This window comes from Mesorhizobium sp. B2-8-1, assembly GCF_006440955.1.
GTDB lineage: Bacteria > Pseudomonadota > Alphaproteobacteria > Rhizobiales > Rhizobiaceae > Mesorhizobium.
In genome coordinates this window covers 63,642-80,249 of record NZ_VFTX01000016.1, presented here as the reverse complement: position 1 = coordinate 80,249, position 16,608 = coordinate 63,642, and the positions used below count along the sequence as shown (strand labels likewise).

Sequence of the window (16,608 nt, the reverse complement as noted above, 5' to 3'; positions counted from 1 at the left end):
GAGGGCTTTCTGCAAGGTCTGATCCATCACGCGGTCCCTTTCGGCTTGGGCGAGGGCGACTTTGGCGAGGGCGACTTTGGCAGCGAGGGCTTGGATGCGGCGGCTTGCTTGGACACGGCTTTCCTAGGCGCGGCTTGCTTGGGCGCCGAAGCATCGGCGACCATTGTGCTGGCCGGGATCGCCGGCGGTTCGATATATTGGCCCTTTGGCGGCTGCTGGTCGGCCTTGGCGAAGGCCGGATGGACGATCTTGCCGCCGTCGGTCAGCATGGTCGCCTTGACCAGGTCGTCATCGCGGTTGATGGCAAGCGTCTTCGTCGCCTTGTCGACCAGGGTCTCGAGGAAAGCAAAAAGGTTCCTGGCGTAGAGCAGCGAAGCGGAGGCCGCGACGCGGCCCGGCACGTTGAGGTAGCCGACGATCTTGACGCCGTTGGCCGTCGTCACGACCTTGCCAGGCACAGCGCCCTCGACATTGCCGCCGCGCTCCACCGCAAGATCGACGATCACCGAACCAGGCTTCATCGAGGCGACCATGTCAGCCGACACCAGCCTCGGCGCCGGGCGGCCGGGGATCAGCGCCGTGGTGATGACGATGTCCTGCTTGGCGATGTGCTCGGCGGTCAGCGCCGCCTGCTTGGCCTGGTATTCCCTGGACATCTCCTTGGCGTAGCCGCCGGCGGTCTCGGCCGCCTTGAACTCTTCGTCCTCGACGGCGAGGAACTTTGCGCCAAGCGAGGCGACCTGTTCCTTGGCGGCGGGGCGAACGTCGGTCGCGGTGACGACCGCGCCGAGCCGGCGCGCTGTGGCGATCGCCTGCAGGCCGGCAACGCCGACGCCCATGATGAACACCTTGGCGGCAGGAACAGTGCCGGCCGCCGTCATCATCATCGGCAGCGCGCGATCGTATTCGGCTGCGCCGTCGATCACCGCCTGGTAGCCGGCAAGGTTAGCCTGCGAGGACAAGACGTCCATCGACTGGGCGCGCGTGATGCGCGGCATGAATTCCATCGCAAAGGCCGTCACCCCGGCCTTGGCCAGTGCCGCGACGGCGGCGTCATTGCCATACGGATCCATGATGGCGATGACCGCAGCGCCTGACTTGTAGCTTTTCAGCTCCGCATCGGTCGGCCGGCGCACCTTCAGCACCACGTCGGCCTTGGCCACATCGCCGGCCTCGCCGATCGAAGCGCCCGCCTTGGCGAACTCCTCATCGGGAATGCGCGATCGCGTGCCGGCACCGGCCTCCACAACCACTTCAAGACCCAGGCCGGCCAGCCGTTTCACCGTATCGGGCGAAGCCGCGACGCGCGGCTCGTTCGCATCGAGCTCACGAGGGATGAAAACCGTCTGTCCCACCGCATGATCCTTTCGGCTGGAACCTGTTTGCGCAAAATGTCGGCCGGGGCATCCGGCGACGTCAAAGGCAATGGGGTTTTGGAAAGACTATCGCAGAATGAAGGCGCCGACGGCCATGATCAGGACGAACAGGATAGTCGCCGAGAAGAAGCCGCCCGCGAAGAAACCGAAAGCCATCGCCAGAAGTATGGCGCCGCAGAAGAGTGATCCGTATTTGGCCAGCATGAGGAAGCCCGCATAGGTGCGGTCGTGCTCGGCATAGTCCATCTTCGCGCCCAGTTCGACAGGACCGGTCGGCGTGTGCTCAGCCATAGGAATACCCCTTCGAAGACATCTTTCAGGCACATAGCGAAAAGCCGCGCCGAGAGCAATGGCGCTATTGCCGCATCGCAGCCTACAACTGCCTCAAGGGAAATTTGAAGCAAAGCGCCCCTGCGTTCGGCAGAATCGCCGAACCGCTCCGGCTGCTTGTTTTCGCGCAATCCCGGACGAAGCCGGCTGGCGCGTCAACCGCGCTGTCCGTCTTTAGCCGGCGAGGTGCGGAAACAATCCAAGCAGGCCGGCTATGATCAGGTAGAGCGCGACGATGTAGTTCAGCAGCCGTGGCATGACCAGGATCAGCACCCCGGCGATCAGCGAGATAAGCGGCGTGAGCGCGAGCTGGGAAATATGCATGTCGGGGTCCTTTTGGCAGATACGTCGAAATGAAGACGCGGAGCGTCAACGCGCCGCCGTCATCAAAACGCGGATCTGGCCGGAAAGCTCCGGAGCTTTGCAAAATCAGGGGCCTCAGGCGGCCTCACGATAATATTTCGCCGTCGGCACGATAGACAAGGGCGTCAGCCGATTGATGGCCGGATTGGCGAACATCAACCGCTGTTCCATGGGCGTCGACCTGAAGAATGGGAAACGTTCGAGCGTCAGGCGCATATTTTCGCCGGCGGGGATTTCGAACAGGGCGATCCGGGTAAGAACGCCCGGAAACTCCTTAGCCTCGGTCCTCTGCACGGCATTGAAGTAACGAGAATAAAAATTGGAATGCTCGACCTTGACCGGCGTCAGCACAGAGTTCTGGCCAAAATAGAGCGAGGCCACCATGGCAAGCCTGAGTGTCAGAAACGGCAGCACTCCGGGTGCCGGCGCGGCGTCAGGATCGGTTGCGAAGCGGGTTCCGTCGATGAAGGTTTCTCCGCGGGCAAGCCGCTCGATCAGTATTTCCGGATAGGCATCAACGGAGGGCGAATTCGGGTGCTCGATGGAAATGTAATGGAAGCGGATTGTGCTCACCAATTCGCCGTAGCAATAGACACCGAATCGGTAGGAATTGGGTAGATTGTCCCAGCGATCCTCGAACATGCCGCTGGCGAGCGGGCCGCACATACCGGAGCGCAGATAGGACTTATAGCGAAGCCGGTAAATCGCTTCCAAATCCTCGCCCCCGGTAATGAGGCGATAATCGACATGCTCAAGCAGTTGCATCATCGATCGATTCAGCACCGAATCCCCGGCTGTGCCTACCCCGCCAGACGCATTCCTTGTAGCTGTTGCAGCATCCATCGTCTGTCCTCGAATTCGACCTAGGATAGGCTATTCGAGTTGAAATGAGACACAAGCCGAAATTTAGATCTTGTTGATTTACATTCCGTTAACCTTAATGGCCGGGAGTCGCCCGAGAATATCTTACTGAGCAATCGTCCGAGCGATTGCCGCTGAGAGGACGTGGATCATGCCTCCGAATACATCTGCATACTCTGAGGAGGACCCTTTCAGCTGCATTGCGCAAAGGCAAAATCGCGGCGGAACCGTATCCCGACACTGAACGAGTTCGACATCAAAGAGCGTCGTGCGATTCGCAACGCGCGGGGAATCCAATCGAGCGAAGTCGAAAATTACGGCGCTAACGGACCGTCCGTTTACCGGTGCGACGCAGGTCAGCGGCAAATGGCCAGGTGACATTCGACATCGTCTCGATACCCGACGCACTGAGCGCGGCACCGAACAGGAAGCCCTGCACGAGATCCGGTTTCACTTGCAAGGCAAGGATCTTGAGCTGCTCAAAGGTCTCGACGCCTTCGACAGTCACCGAAAGTCCAAGCGGCCGCGACAGATTGACAATGCCCTTCAGCAGCTCCAGCGAACGCTTGCTCTGGGTGACGTCCATCAGGAAGGAGCGATCGATCTTGATCTTGTCGAGCGGCAGCTTATGCAGATAGCTCAGGCTCGAATAGCCGGTACCGAAATCGTCAAGTGCGATGCGCACACCGATCTGCTTCAGTTCCTCGATATATTGACGTGTCAGCGACTTGTCATCGAGCAGCGCAGTTTCGGTGACCTCGATCTCCAGCCGGCCGGCGGCAAGGCCGGAGCTGACCAGAGCGTCGCGAACCTTCTGGATGACGTCCCGGTTGCGGAAATCCTTGGCGGAGAGATTGACCGAGACGCTGGTGTGGTCCGGCCATTTGGCGCATTCGGTGCAGGCTGCCTGCAGCACGAAGGTGCTAATCTCGGAAATGATGCCCATTTCCTCCGCCAGCGGAATGAAGATGCCGGGCGAAATCGGCCCGAGGTCGGGATGGTCCCATCGGCACAGCGCCTCGCAGCTGGCGATGCGCATCGTGCTCATCGCCACGATCGGCTGGTAGACGACGCGCAGGGCCTTGCCTTCCACCGCGCTGCGCAGATCCGCCTTCATCAGCTGGCGGTTGCGGAACGCAGCGTCCATGGCGGCCTCGAACAGCCGCCAGCCGTTCTTGCCGAGCTCCTTGGCCTTATAGAGCGCCAGGTCCGCCTTGACGATCATGGCGTCGACGTCGGTATCCCTGACCCGCGACAGCACGGCGCCGCCGCTGGCCTGGATGCGCAGCCCGTGGCCGGCGACGTCCACCTCCCCTTGCAACGCTGCAAAGATCTCGTCGATCTGAAGGGTCAGATGGCTCTCATCCTCTATGCGGTCGAAGAAAACCATGAATTCGTCGCCGCCGAAGCGGCTGACGGTGATGCCTTGTCCCGCAATGGCGGCAAGACGCTCGGCCACCGCGTAGATCAATCCATCGCCGATCGGATGCCCGAGCGTGTCGTTGACGCTCTTGAAATCGTCGAGGTCGAGCACGGCAAGGCCGCAGAGGCGGTCACGGTCGCCTGACGCCATCGCCTCGCCGATCAGTTCGTGGAAATAGGCGCGATTGGGCAGGCCGGTGAGATTGTCATAGCGCGCCATGAAGCGGATCTTGTCTTCCGCCTCGACGCGCGCCGTCACGTCCTCGAAGGTGATGACCCCGAGTTCCTGGCTGCCTTCGCGGGCGGAGAATTCGTAGTGCTGGCCATTGGCGAGCGAAACCAGGACCTTACGGTCGCGGCCCTCGCGCAATGCACGCGTCAGCTGGGCTTCGATGTAGCGGCAGTCCTTTGGGGCCAGCATGCCGCCCACGACGCCGCGCATCAACAGACCATGGATTGACCGCCCAAGCAGAGCATCGGCCGATTTGAGCGACATCAGATGCGCGGCCTCGGCATTGGCGACCGCCACCCGACCGTCCGGGCCAAGCATGACGAGGCCATGCGACATGGTATTGAGCGCGCGATCGAATCTGAGCGCGAGCTTCCTCGCTTCCTTGTGGCCGATGACGGCCGAGAAAAGCACATCGCGGACGTGGTCGGCGCTGTTGATCGTGACGAAAGTCAACGGGATGATCATCAGCCCGAGAATGACCGAAGGCACATCCATGCGCAGCAAAAGTGCAAGTGCTGCCGGACCAATGAAGGTCACGGAAAAAACCCGCACCATAATGGGAGAGCCGTAGTTCCGGCCAACAACCGTCACCAAGGTTGCGATGGCCAGCGACGTCGCGGCCAGTTCGGCAAAGGGATCGGGATAGACATAGATCGATATGAAGCACAGCGCGCCCAACGTGAGGCCCTGCACGCTGCCCTTGAGGATGTAGTTGCGCTCCCACCGATGCGCCTCCTGGACGTCGGCTATTACACCGCCTGCCTTCCGGAAGGCGCGAATGCCGAAATAGCGGTAAAGGCAGATGGACAGCAGAACAAAAGAGAAAGCCAGGAACAACGGATTGTTCGTGCGCAAGTAGATCATTAGTCCGAGGATCCAGTAGCACACGCCACCGATCACCAGCATGTGGGCGTTGTCGAACAACGACCGCACAAACTGGATATAAACATCCGCTGGGATGTTTTCGGTCTTTGTTCTGCCCATGTCGTCGGCCCAACGCTAGGCCTCGTCATCTCACATCCGCCTTAAGAAAGGCTTAGAACAGCGGTTTTGGGCGGCTTGCCGAGGGTGCGCAAAGCAGGACAGACTGGGAGAATTGGGCTTTAGGTAAACAAGGCCATCACTCGGCGGCCTGGAGTTCCGCCTTCGCTGACGTGCCGGACAGGCGCTCGAGCAGCCTTTGGCGCTCGCCGGCCGCCTTTTGAGCGCTGGCTTGCCGAACATGGCCGTAGCCGCGGATGAGTGCCGGCACGGAGACGAGGGCCGTGGCGGCCTCGATGGTGTCCGGCGCCAGCGAGTTGGCGACGCGTTGCAGGTCGGCCTCATATTGCGCCAGCAATTGCCGCTCCATGCGCCGCTCGGCGGTGTAGCCGAACAGGTCGAATGCTGTCCCGCGCAGGCCCTTCATCGCCGCCAGCATGCGGAACCCTTTCATCATCCAGGGACCGAAGCTCGATTTCCTCGGTTTGCCGTCATTGCCGCGACGGCCCAGAATCGGCGGCGCCAGGTGGAATTCGAGTTTTTCGTAACTCTGGAACTGCTTGCCGAGTTCGGCGGCGAAGGAGCCGTCGGTATAGAGCCGCGCCACCTCGTATTCGTCCTTGATCGCCATCAGCTTGAACAGGTTCCTGGCCGCCGCTTCCGTCACGGCGCTCGAACCGGGCGCTGCCTTGGCTTCGGCCGCGCGCAGGGCAGCGATCCTGCCGGCGTAGCGCTTGCCATAGGCGGCGTTCTGATAGGCGGAAAGGAAAGCGATCCGGCGGGCAATGATTTCGTCCAGCGTCTGGGCAATCGTGGCGGGTTGGCTGTCCTTGTCCGGCTGGACGAGGCCACGCACGAAATCCGGCTGATGCGCGGCGCGGCGGCCCCAGCGGAAGGCGGCGATGTTCATCCCCACCGCCTCGCCGTTCAATTCGATCGCCTTTTCGACGGCTTGCGCCGACAGCGGCAGACCGCCATGCTGGAAGGCGAAGCCGAGCATGAACATATTGGCGCCCAGCGAATTGCCGAACAGGGCGGTGGCTGTGCGGGTGGCGTCGAAGAAATGCGCCTTGTCGTCGCCGGCAGCAGTGCGGATCGCCTTCTTCAAGCGCTCGATGGGGAGCGAGAAATCGGCCGAGCGGGCAAACTCGCCCGGCATGATCTCGGCAGTGTTGGCGAGGAAGATGGTGTGGCCCTCGCGCACCGCGGCCAGCACTTTTTTGGCTCCCGACACGATGAGATCGCAGCCGAGCACGAGATCGGCCTTGCCGGCCGAGACACGGATGGCGTGGATGTCATCGGGCGTGCGGGCGATGCGGACATGGGTGAACACCGAGCCGCCCTTCTGGGCAAGCCCGGCCATGTCGATCATGCCGCAGCCCTTGCCTTCGAGATGAGCCGCCATGCCGAGCACGGCGCCGACGGTGACGACGCCGGTGCCGCCGACGCCGTCGATGATCGCCGCCCAGCCCTGTTCGCCGAGCGGGAATTCGGCGGCTGCTGGAACGCCGTCGAGCGGATCGGTCTTGCCGGCGATGCCTTCGGCCTTGCGGATCTTGGCGCCATGCACCGTGACGAAGGACGGGCAGAAGCCATTGACGCAGGAAAAATCCTTGTTGCAGCTCGACTGGTCGATCCGGCGCTTGCGGCCGAACTCGGTCTCCACCGGCTGGATCGAGACGCAGTTCGATTGGACGCCGCAGTCGCCGCAGCCCTCGCAGACCAGTTCGTTGATGAAGACCCGCTTGTCGGGATCGGGAAAGGTTCCGCGCTTGCGACGGCGGCGCTTTTCGGCGGCACAGGTCTGGTCGTAGAGCAGGATCGAAACCCCGCTGACGCCGCGCAGCTCGCGCTGGACGAGATCGAGATCGTCGCGGTGATGGATGGTGGCGCCGGCCGGGAACTCGACCTTGCCGGCATATTTGTCGGGTTCGTCGGTGACGATGGCGATGCGCTCGATCCCTTCGGCTCGCACCTGCCTGGCGATCATGTCCACCGTCAGGCCGCCTTCATGCGGCTGGCCGCCGGTCATGGCCACCGCGTCGTTATAGAGTATCTTGTAGGTGATGTTGGCGCCCGACGACAGCGCGAAGCGGATCGCCAGCGTGCCGGAGTGGTTGTAGGTGCCGTCGCCGAGATTCTGGAAAATGTGGTCGCGCTTGGAAAAGGGCGCCTGGCCGACCCACTGCGCCCCCTCGCCGCCCATCGCGGTGAAGCCGACAGTGTTCCTGTCCATCCACAGCGCCATGAAATGGCAGCCGATGCCGGCCGCGGCGATCGAGCCATCCGGCACCTTGGTCGAGGAATTGTGTGGGCAGCCGGAACAGAAGAAGGGCGTGCGGGAGCCGATGTCCGACGCGTCTGCGAGCATGGCCTGGAACTGGCGCAGCTTCGCCACCCGCGCTGAAATCTCTTCCGACGGACCGATGGTTTTCACGATCCTCTCGCCAAGGGCAATGGCGATTTCGTTGGGGTCGAGCGCGCCCTTGGCCGGAAACAGCCAGTCGCCGCGCTCGTTCTTCTTGCCAACGATGACGGGCTGCGTGGCGGTGCCGTAGAGGCTCTCGCGAAGCTGCACCTCGATCAGCGAACGCTTCTCCTCGACGACGACGATGGTGTCGAGGCCGCGCGCGAACTCGGCAATGTGCTGGAAATCGAGCGGCCAGGGGCAACCGACTTTGAACAGCCGCACGCCGATGCGGCCGGCGGCCGCCTCGTCGATGCCGATATCCTCAAGCGCCTGGCGGACGTCGAGATAGCTTTTGCCGATGGTGATGATGCCGATCCTGGGATTGCGGCCGCCCGAATAGACGACGCGGTTCAGCCCGTTGGCATGGATGAAGGCCGACGCGGCGGCGCGCTTGTACTCATGCAGCCGCTCCTCCTGGCCGAGCATGTCGATCTCGTGGCGGATGTTGAGGCCGCCGGGCGGCATGTCGAACTCGGGATTAACGATGTTCAGACGCTCGATCGAGGCATCGACCGAGGCCGTCGATTCGATGTTGTCCTTGACGCATTTGATGGCCGCCCATGTGCCGGCGAAGCGCGACATGGCAAAACCGTAGAGCCCGTAATCGATTATCTCCTGGACACCGGCCGGGTTGAGGATCGGCACCATGGCGTCGACGAACAGGAACTCGGTGGCATGCGCGTTGGTCGAGGATTCGGCCATGTGGTCGTCGCCCATCAAAGCGAGCGCACCGCCATGTTTCGACGAGCCGGCCAGATTGGCGTGGCGGAAGACGTCGCCGGAGCGGTCGACCCCCGGACCCTTGCCGTACCAAACCGAAAAAACGCCGTCATGGGTGCCTTCGCCCAGCAGTTCCGTCTGCTGCGATCCCCAGCAGGCGGTAGCGGCGAGTTCCTCGTTAAGGCCGGGCTGGAAGACGATGTCGGCTTGGGCGAGCTGTTTTTTTGCCTTCCACAGCTGCATGTCGAGGCCGCCCAGCGGCGAACCGCGATAGCCGGAGACGAAGCCGGCCGTGTCCAGGCCCGCGCGGCGGTCGCGCTCGCGCTGCATCAGCAGCATGCGGATGACCGCTTGGGCGCCGGACAGGAAGATGCGTTCCTTCCCCAGGTCGAACTTGTCGTCGAGCGCGACGTCGTGCAGCGTCATCAGGCATTTCCTCTGCGGAGGCCGCGCGGGGGCAGGCAGCCAGCGTCGGGATCGGATGACGCATCCTTTCTCCCCTTGCAAGACAGGTCAAACGAAATCGGACGTGCCAGGCAACGCGCAACGAACGATCCGCCGTCATCTCTTGCCCGGTATGAAATCGCCCCGCGAGCAATGTCCGGCGTACGAAAATTTCGCTTGCCTTTCGGCTTGGCGGCGAGCGTCAGGTCCCCTTGGAGCAGTCGGGCTTCGGCTCGCCCGGCAGCTTGCCGTCGGGGTGGCCGACGAGATCGGGATTGGCGGTGTAGAGCTGGTCAATGACGAGCGGCCGGTCGGGCAGGATGGACTGGTCTTCGGTGGACATCAGCGTGGTGTCGATCTTCTGCAGGACCGCGCCGTCGGAGCCCTTGATAGCGATGGCGATCGTATAAGGCTTGTTCTTGACGACGCAGGTCAAAGCCGGGCTCTCCAGCGTCACCTTGTCGAGCTTGGGCCAGACCTTCTGCTCGACCACCAACGGCGCGCCGCCGGCCGGATCCTGGAAGCTGGCGACCGCGACCTGGCCCTCTCCCATCGGCCGCAGGGGCCGCAGCGTCACGACATAGGTCGCCCTGGCAAGACGATAGTTGAAGACGAATATCTTGCCCGAAATCTCGAACAACTTGCCTTCACCGTCCTTGGCGGTGTCGCGGCAGGCGCCGAGCGCCATCGCCGCGATCAGCGCCATGCCGAGCAGGGCTGAACGAGAGCTAATCCTGGACATTGTTGACCTCATTGGCCGCCCTGCGGCGGCGATAGTGGCGGCTTGCCTTCTGGCGGTTGCCGCAGACCGCCATGTCGCACCACAGGCGGCTGGAATTGCGGCTGCGGTCGACGAACAGCCAGGTGCAGTTGGGGCAGATCCTGAGCCTGGCGACCGTGTCGTTGCGCAGCAGCGACAGGGCGGAAACCGCCAGTGCCGCTTCGAATGCGATCGGCGTTGCCGGATCGCCGAACGGCTTTCCGGGCGCTACGATCTCGGTCCGGCTGCCGGCAAGGCCGTCGGCGCAGGCCCCCAGCAAGCCTGAGAGATGATCGGTGGCGACGGCGCCCCTCAACACGGCGTGGCGAAACAACCGGTCCGTCGCCTCGCGAATCGCCAGCACGACCGGCGCGATTGCAGCCGGCGCGGAGACCGCCAGCCGCCTGCCGCCAAGCTCGGCGGCACGAAAGCCGCTCGCCGCGTCCGCGAAGCGGGCGATCTCGCGCGGATCGTCAAAACGGTCGAAGGTCCTCTCGGGATCGGCACGCAGCACGACGGTGTTAGCCGTGTCGAGCGCGAGCAGGCCGCCGGTGAAGCGGTGCGGGGTCCAGGATACCGTCATGTCCGAAATCTAACCGATAAATGGCATTTGACAAGTTAGATTCGACGATGCAAGTCTGCCCTGAAGCGGGTATTGCCGCTCTCTGTCTGGAGCGTATCGTCGTCCCAAAATCGCTATGCGCTTTGGGCGACATGCCCCGAGGATTTTCGCATGCTGTATCTGTTCCAGCAGGTCCTGAACGGGCTGCATTCAGGCGCACTCTATGCGCTGCTGGCGTTCGGCTATGTGCTGACCAACGGCATCCTGCACCGCACCAACCTGGCCTATGGCGCGCTGTTCGCCTTTTGCGGACAGACGATGATCCTGACCGCCGCCTTCGGCTACCAGGTGCTGTGGCTGACGCTGACGGCGGCGGTGGTGCTCGGCATCGCAGCGGCTTTCCTCTACGCCGCGCTTATCAGCTGCGTCCTGTCGCGCAGCGTCTTCGAACCGCTGGCCGACCGCTCGCCCAACGCGATCGTGGTGACCACGCTTGGCATCCTGCTGGTTTTGTCGGAAGCAAGCCGCATCGCCGCCGACACGCATGATTTGTGGCTGCCGCCTATGCTGGCGCAACCTGTCGTTTTCGCGCAGAACGCCGGCTTCAAGGCGACATTGACGCTGATCCAGCTGCTCGATTGCGCCGTGGTGCTGGGGGCGGTGGCGCTTGCAGCTTGGGGCTTTGCCCATTCGAATTTCGGCCGGCGCTGGCGCGCCGTCTCCGACGATCCCAAGGCGGCCGCCATGTGCGGCGTCGACGTGCGCGCCGTGTTCCGCCACGCAGTGCTGTTCGGCGGTTTCTGCGCCGCGCTGGCCGGCGTCATGGCCGGCCTCTATTACGGCAATGTCAGTTTCGGTTCCGGCCTCGTCTACGGGCTCAAGATCCTGTTCGTGACAGCGGTCGGCGGCTATCTCTCGCCGCCGCGGGCGGCCCTGGGCGCTGCCGCCTTCGGCATGGCCGAGTCGCTGTGGGCCGGCTATTTCCCGGTGGAATGGCGCGACGCGTGGATGTACCTGTTCCTCGTCGCCATGCTGGTGCTGATCGGCGCTGGCCGCGACCAGACCAAGATCGTGTGATCCGCATCAGACTTTGGTTGCATGACGCATGCCGTCGATAAGCTTGTTTCGGAAACGAAACGACCGCCTTAAGGCTTTGATTTTCCCCACGAACCCTGCCGGCTGCCGGTTCCGGGTTCCCAAGCCGTGCGCCGTCTGCCTGCGCTTCGTCGGCTTCCTCGTCTCACAACCGCGTTGACAGCGCCGCTCCTGTGTTGACCCGTCCTGCCACGCACGGCATACGGTTAGGCCACAGCGGCGCGGCGGAAAACAAGGGGGAGCCGTCGCGCCTCGGCCAACAGGGAGGAATGCATGGCAGGGCTTCTCGCTCTATCCAGGACGATCGACCGTGTGAACGAGTTCATCGGCAAATGGATATCGTGGTTGATCCTGCTGGCAATCCTGGTGAGCGCCGCTAACGCGACCATCCGCAAGGTGTTCGACACCTCGTCGAATGCGTGGCTGGAGCTGCAATGGTACCTGTTCGGCGCCGCCTTCATGCTGGCGGCGGCCTATACGCTGAAGCAGAACGACCATATCCGCATCGACATCGTCTATGGCCTGTTCCCGCGGCGCGTGCAGCACTGGATCGACCTTTTCGGCCATGTCTTTTTCCTGATGCCGTTCGTGACGCTGATGGTGATCTATTTCGTCCCGTATGTGTCGCTGTCGTTCCGCAGCGGCGAAATGTCGAACAATTCCGGCGGGCTGATCATCTGGCCGGCAAAGGCGATCCTGCTGGTCGGCTTCTTCCTGCTAGCGCTGCAGGGCATCTCCGAGATCATCAAGAAGATCGCCATCATGCGCGGCGACATGGACGACCCGACCCCGTTCATATCGGCGCATGAGCAGGCGGAACTCGAAGCCAAGGCACTGGCCGACGAGGTGCGCTCGTGATCGAGTTCATCGCCCAGAACATGGCGCCGATCATGTTCGCCTCGCTGGTCCTCTTCCTGCTGATCGGCTATCCCGTCGCCTTCTCGCTCGCCGCCAACGGACTTTTGTTCTTTTTCATCGGAGTCCTGGTCTCACCCTATTCGGGCGGCTCGATCAATCTCGCCTGGCCGCTGCTGCATGCGTTGCCGGATAATTTCTACGGCAGCCGGGTGATGTCGAACGACACGCTGCTGGCGATCCCTTTCTTCACCTTCATGGGCATCGTGCTCGAGCGATCGGGGATGGCGGAAGACCTGCTCGATACGATCGGCCAGCTGTTCGGGCCGATCCGCGGCGGGCTTGCCTATGCCGTGATCTTCGTCGGCGCGCTGCTGGCCGCGACGACCGGCGTGGTGGCGGCATCGGTCATCGCCATGGGGCTGATCTCGCTGCCGATCATGCTGCGCTACGGCTATGACCGCCGGCTGGCGTCCGGCGTCATCGCCGCGTCCGGAACGCTCGCCCAGATCATCCCGCCGTCGTTGGTGCTGATCGTGCTCGCCGACCAGCTCGGCCGCTCGGTCGGCGACATGTATGCGGGCGCGCTGATCCCCGGCATCGTGCTGACCAGCCTCTACATGCTCTACATCCTGATCATGACGATCGTCCGGCCAAATTCGATGCCGGCGCTGCCGCTGGAAGCACGCACGCTCGGCCATGGCGTCGTGTCGCTGCTGGTGGCATTGCTGGCGGCGGTGGCGATCTCCTACGCGGCCTACCGCTATCTCGCACCGACCCATGGCGACAATGCCGACATCCTCGGCGCCAGCATCGGCGTGGCCGTGATCTATATCGTTGCGATCGCCGATCAGCGCCTGAAAATCAACATGATGTCGCGGCTGGCGCAGCAGGTCGTGATCGTGCTGATCCCGCCATTGGCGTTGATCTTCCTGGTGCTGGGCACCATTTTCCTTGGCATCGCCACTCCAACCGAGGGCGGCGCCATGGGCGCTGTCGGCGCGCTGGCGATGGCGGCGATCAAAGGCCGGCTGTCGCTCGACGTGGTCAAGCAGGCGCTCGCTTCGACGACAAGGCTGTCGTCCTTCGTGCTGTTCATCCTGATCGGCGCGCGCGTCTTCTCCCTCACCTTCTACGGCGTCAACGGCCACATCTGGGTCGAGCATCTCCTGACCTCGCTGCCGGGCGGCGAGGTCGGCTTCCTGATCGGCGTCAACATCCTAGTCTTCGTGCTTGCCTTCTTCCTCGATTTCTTCGAACTGGCCTTCATCATCGTGCCGTTGCTGGCACCGGCCGCCGACAAGCTCGGCATCGACCTGATCTGGTTCGGCGTGCTTCTGGGCGTCAACATGCAGACCAGCTTCATGCATCCACCCTTCGGCTTCGCGCTGTTCTACCTGCGCTCGGTCGCCGCCCGGGTGCCCTATCTCGACCGCTTGACCGGCAAGCAGATCGCGCCGGTGACCACGGGTCAGATCTATTGGGGCGCCGTGCCGTTCGTCTGCATCCAGGTGATCATGATCGGGCTCACCATCGCCTTCCCGCAAATGGTGATGCACTACAAGGGCACAGCGGTCGATTCCGGCACGATCGACTATACGGTGCCGGAGGTGCCGGGACTGACGCCGCTCGGCACGCCGCCGGCCGGTACCGGAACCGCACCCGCCACTGGCGCCGCGCCGCCCGCCACGCCTGCCGCACCCGACCTGTCGCAACCGCCGAACTTCGGCGACACGGCGCCCGCCAAACCGGCGGCACCACAGCCGGATCTGTCGCAGCCGCCGAACTTCAACTGATGCCGGAGGTCGCAAAATCATGAAAGCGGTACGGCTGGAAGCGGTTGGCAGCATCACGCTGCGCGAGGTCGCCAAGCCGGTTCCCGGGCCTGACGATCTGCTGGTGCGCATCGAGTCCTGCGGCGTCTGCGGCACGGACCGGCATCTCTTCCACGGCGAGTTTCCCTGCCGGCCGCCGGTAACACCCGGACATGAGTTCTCCGGCATCGTCGAGGCAATGGGACATTCGGTGAGCGGCTTCTCGCTCGGCGACCGCGTCACCGGCGACCCCAACATCGCCTGCGGACGCTGCCGCCATTGCCATGCCGGCCGCGTTAACTTGTGCAGCAATCTCAATGCCATCGGCATCCATCGCGACGGCGGTTTCGCCGACTACGTCGTGTTGCCGCAAAAACAGGCCTTCATCCTGCCCGCGGACTTGAAGCCGACGCACGGCGCCTTCTGCGAGCCGCTCGGCTGCTGTCTCCACGGCGTGGATCTGGCCGAGATCAAGCCCGGCTCCTCGGTCGCCATACTTGGCGGCGGCGTGATCGGCCTGCTCACCGTGCAACTGGCGAGGCTTGCAGGTGCGACGACCATCATCCTGTCGACGCGCCAGGCTTCGCGGCGCGCGCTGGCGGAAGAGCTCGGCGCGACAGCAACGGTCGACGCAAGCGCCGCCGACGTCATCGATGCCATCTCCGGGCCAGCGGGACTGGTGCCCGGCGGTGTCGACGTGGTGCTCGAATGTGCCGGTGTCCAGGAAACGGTCGAGCAGTCGCTGCGGCTGGCGAGGGCCGGCGGCACGGTCGTCATTGTCGGCGTGGTGCCGCAAGGCATGAAGGCGGCGTTCGAGCCCTTCGATCTTCTGTTTCGCGAGTTGAAGGTTCTCGGCTCCTTCCTCAATCCCTACACGCACCGCCGCGCCGCCGAGCTGATCGCTTCGGGCGCGATCGAGATCGACCGGCTGATCTCCAGGCAGGTGCCGCTGGAAGAGGCCGCCGCGGTAATCGCCAACCCGCCTGCCGCCGGCGAGGTCAAGGTGGTGGTGGTGCCGGACCGAGGCTGAGTGCCGCTGTCGCTTCGAACCCGTTCGACCCCCGGCCCTGCGGCGCAAGTTTCGACGCCTTCGACTATCGATGTTTCCAGCACCGACGCCCAACGAATAAACCCCGGACTACCGAGTCCGGGGTCTTCGAAAGGAGGCAGAAAAACCTTACAGCTTGCCGTTGCGCTGCTGGACCATCATGAAGGTGTCGTAATTGTACTCGGCCACCTGCGCCCAGAGATAGTGCTCCTTACGGAAGCCCTTGATCGAGTCCCAGATCTTCTTAAACGGCGCGTTCGAGGCTTCCATTTCGGCGTAGACCTCATTGGCCTTCTCGAAGCAGGCGGACATGATCTCCTGGCTGAACGGACGCAGTTTGGCGCCGCCGGCCACCAGCCGCTTCACCGCCGCAGGATTGAGATAGTCGTATTTCTGCAGCATGTTGGCATCGGCGGCTTGCGCGGCGGTATGCAGCAGCGACTTGTAAGTCGGCGAAAGCTCTTCGTATTTCGCCTTGTTGAACATCAGGTGGACGGTCGGGCCGCCTTCCCACCAGCCTGGATAGTAGTAGTAGGGCGCAACCTTATAGAAGCCGAGCTTCTCGTCGTCATAGGGGCCGACCCATTCGGCTGCGTCAATGGTGCCCTTTTCGAGCGCCGGGTAGATGTCGCCGCCGGCGATCTGCTGCGGCACGACGCCGAGCTTCTGCACAACCTTGCCGGCGAAGCCGCCGATGCGCATCTTGAGGCCGGAAAGGTCGGCCACCGTGTTGATCTCCTTGCGGAACCAGCCGCCCATCTGCACGCCGGTATTGCCGCCAGGCAGGCCGAACAAGCCTTGCGTGGCGAGAAATTCGTTGAACAGGTCGATGCCGCCGCCATGATAGTGCCAGGCATTCATGCCGCGCGCGTTGAGCGAGAACGGAACCGCCGCGCCCAGCGCCCAGGTCGGATCCTTGCCCCAGTAATAATATGCCACCGTGTGGCAGGCCTCGACCGTGCCGGCGGTCGTGGCGTCGGCCGCCTGAAGGCCGGGCACCAGCTCGCCAGCGGCGAAGACCTGTATCTGGAAGTTGCCGTCGGTGGCTTCCGAAAGCATCTTTGAGAAGACCTCGGCGCCGCCATAGATCGTGTCGAGCGATTTGGGAAAGGACGACGCCAGCCGCCAGGTCACCTTTGGATTGGACTGGGCTATGGCCGGCGCGGCGAGCGTGGCGGCGGCCACAGCGGCGCCAACGCCGGTCGTCCCGGCCTTGCGGATGAATGAACGACGATCCATGAAGTCCTCCCTTTTGGATCAACAAACCGACGTGCG

At 63.3% G+C, this 16,608-nt stretch carries 13 protein-coding genes; 4 read left to right on the top strand and 9 right to left on the bottom strand.

What is annotated here, in order from left to right:
• Nucleotides 1-26 precede the first annotated feature (26 nt).
• From FJ428_RS29340 to FJ428_RS29305, 8 genes are all read right to left on the bottom strand, one after another.
• Nucleotides 27-1,355, bottom strand: a complete 1,329-nt coding sequence (locus FJ428_RS29340) for a Re/Si-specific NAD(P)(+) transhydrogenase subunit alpha (RefSeq protein WP_140880715.1) — start codon at nucleotides 1,353-1,355, stop codon at nucleotides 27-29.
• 87 nt (nucleotides 1,356-1,442) lie between these two features.
• The gene (locus tag FJ428_RS29335) at nucleotides 1,443-1,667 is read right to left on the bottom strand and encodes an aa3-type cytochrome c oxidase subunit IV (protein WP_140501115.1); all 225 of its coding nucleotides are present in this window, start codon (nucleotides 1,665-1,667) and stop codon (nucleotides 1,443-1,445) included.
• Between the two features lie 213 nt (nucleotides 1,668-1,880).
• Nucleotides 1,881-2,030 (bottom strand): DUF3096 domain-containing protein, encoded by a 150-nt coding sequence (locus FJ428_RS29330; RefSeq protein ID WP_140501117.1) that lies wholly within the window; start codon nucleotides 2,028-2,030, stop codon nucleotides 1,881-1,883.
• Nucleotides 2,031-2,144: 114 nt separating this feature from the next.
• Entirely contained in the window at nucleotides 2,145-2,912 is a 768-nt protein-coding gene (locus FJ428_RS29325) for a hypothetical protein (RefSeq protein WP_140880713.1), read from the bottom strand.
• Between the two features lie 340 nt (nucleotides 2,913-3,252).
• Entirely contained in the window at nucleotides 3,253-5,568 is a 2,316-nt protein-coding gene (locus tag FJ428_RS29320; protein ID WP_140672528.1) for an EAL domain-containing protein, read from the bottom strand.
• A 136-nt stretch (nucleotides 5,569-5,704) separates the two neighbouring features.
• Nucleotides 5,705-9,181: an indolepyruvate ferredoxin oxidoreductase family protein gene (locus FJ428_RS29315; protein ID WP_140880711.1), complete on the bottom strand. Its 3,477-nt coding sequence runs from the start codon at nucleotides 9,179-9,181 to the stop codon at nucleotides 5,705-5,707.
• Between the two features lie 220 nt (nucleotides 9,182-9,401).
• Nucleotides 9,402-9,953, bottom strand: coding sequence for a hypothetical protein (locus FJ428_RS29310; RefSeq protein ID WP_140558751.1), 552 nt, complete (start codon nucleotides 9,951-9,953; stop codon nucleotides 9,402-9,404).
• The gene (locus FJ428_RS29305) at nucleotides 9,928-10,542 is read right to left on the bottom strand and encodes a CGNR zinc finger domain-containing protein (RefSeq protein ID WP_140880710.1); all 615 of its coding nucleotides are present in this window, start codon (nucleotides 10,540-10,542) and stop codon (nucleotides 9,928-9,930) included. Before FJ428_RS29305 ends, FJ428_RS29310 begins: the two co-directional genes overlap by 26 nt.
• A gap of 150 nt (nucleotides 10,543-10,692) precedes the next feature.
• Between FJ428_RS29305 and FJ428_RS29300 the strand changes: the two genes are divergently transcribed.
• The 4 genes from FJ428_RS29300 (at nucleotide 10,693) to FJ428_RS29285 (ending at nucleotide 15,315) form a co-directional block, all read left to right on the top strand.
• The gene (locus FJ428_RS29300) at nucleotides 10,693-11,598 is read left to right on the top strand and encodes a branched-chain amino acid ABC transporter permease (protein ID WP_140880708.1); all 906 of its coding nucleotides are present in this window, start codon (nucleotides 10,693-10,695) and stop codon (nucleotides 11,596-11,598) included.
• A gap of 291 nt (nucleotides 11,599-11,889) precedes the next feature.
• Nucleotides 11,890-12,474 (top strand): TRAP transporter small permease subunit, encoded by a 585-nt coding sequence (locus tag FJ428_RS29295; RefSeq protein WP_140501131.1) that lies wholly within the window; start codon nucleotides 11,890-11,892, stop codon nucleotides 12,472-12,474.
• Nucleotides 12,471-14,267, top strand: coding sequence for a TRAP transporter large permease subunit (locus FJ428_RS29290; protein WP_181167432.1), 1,797 nt, complete (start codon nucleotides 12,471-12,473; stop codon nucleotides 14,265-14,267). The genes FJ428_RS29295 and FJ428_RS29290 overlap by 4 nt, the downstream gene beginning before the upstream one ends.
• A 19-nt stretch (nucleotides 14,268-14,286) precedes the next feature.
• Complete coding sequence (locus FJ428_RS29285) at nucleotides 14,287-15,315, top strand: zinc-dependent alcohol dehydrogenase family protein (protein ID WP_140559783.1); 1,029 nt, start codon at nucleotides 14,287-14,289, stop codon at nucleotides 15,313-15,315.
• Nucleotides 15,316-15,462: 147 nt separating this feature from the next.
• Here the strand turns inward: FJ428_RS29285 and FJ428_RS29280 are convergent, their stop codons facing one another.
• Complete coding sequence (locus FJ428_RS29280) at nucleotides 15,463-16,572, bottom strand: TRAP transporter substrate-binding protein (RefSeq protein ID WP_140525590.1); 1,110 nt, start codon at nucleotides 16,570-16,572, stop codon at nucleotides 15,463-15,465.
• Nucleotides 16,573-16,608 lie beyond the last annotated feature (36 nt).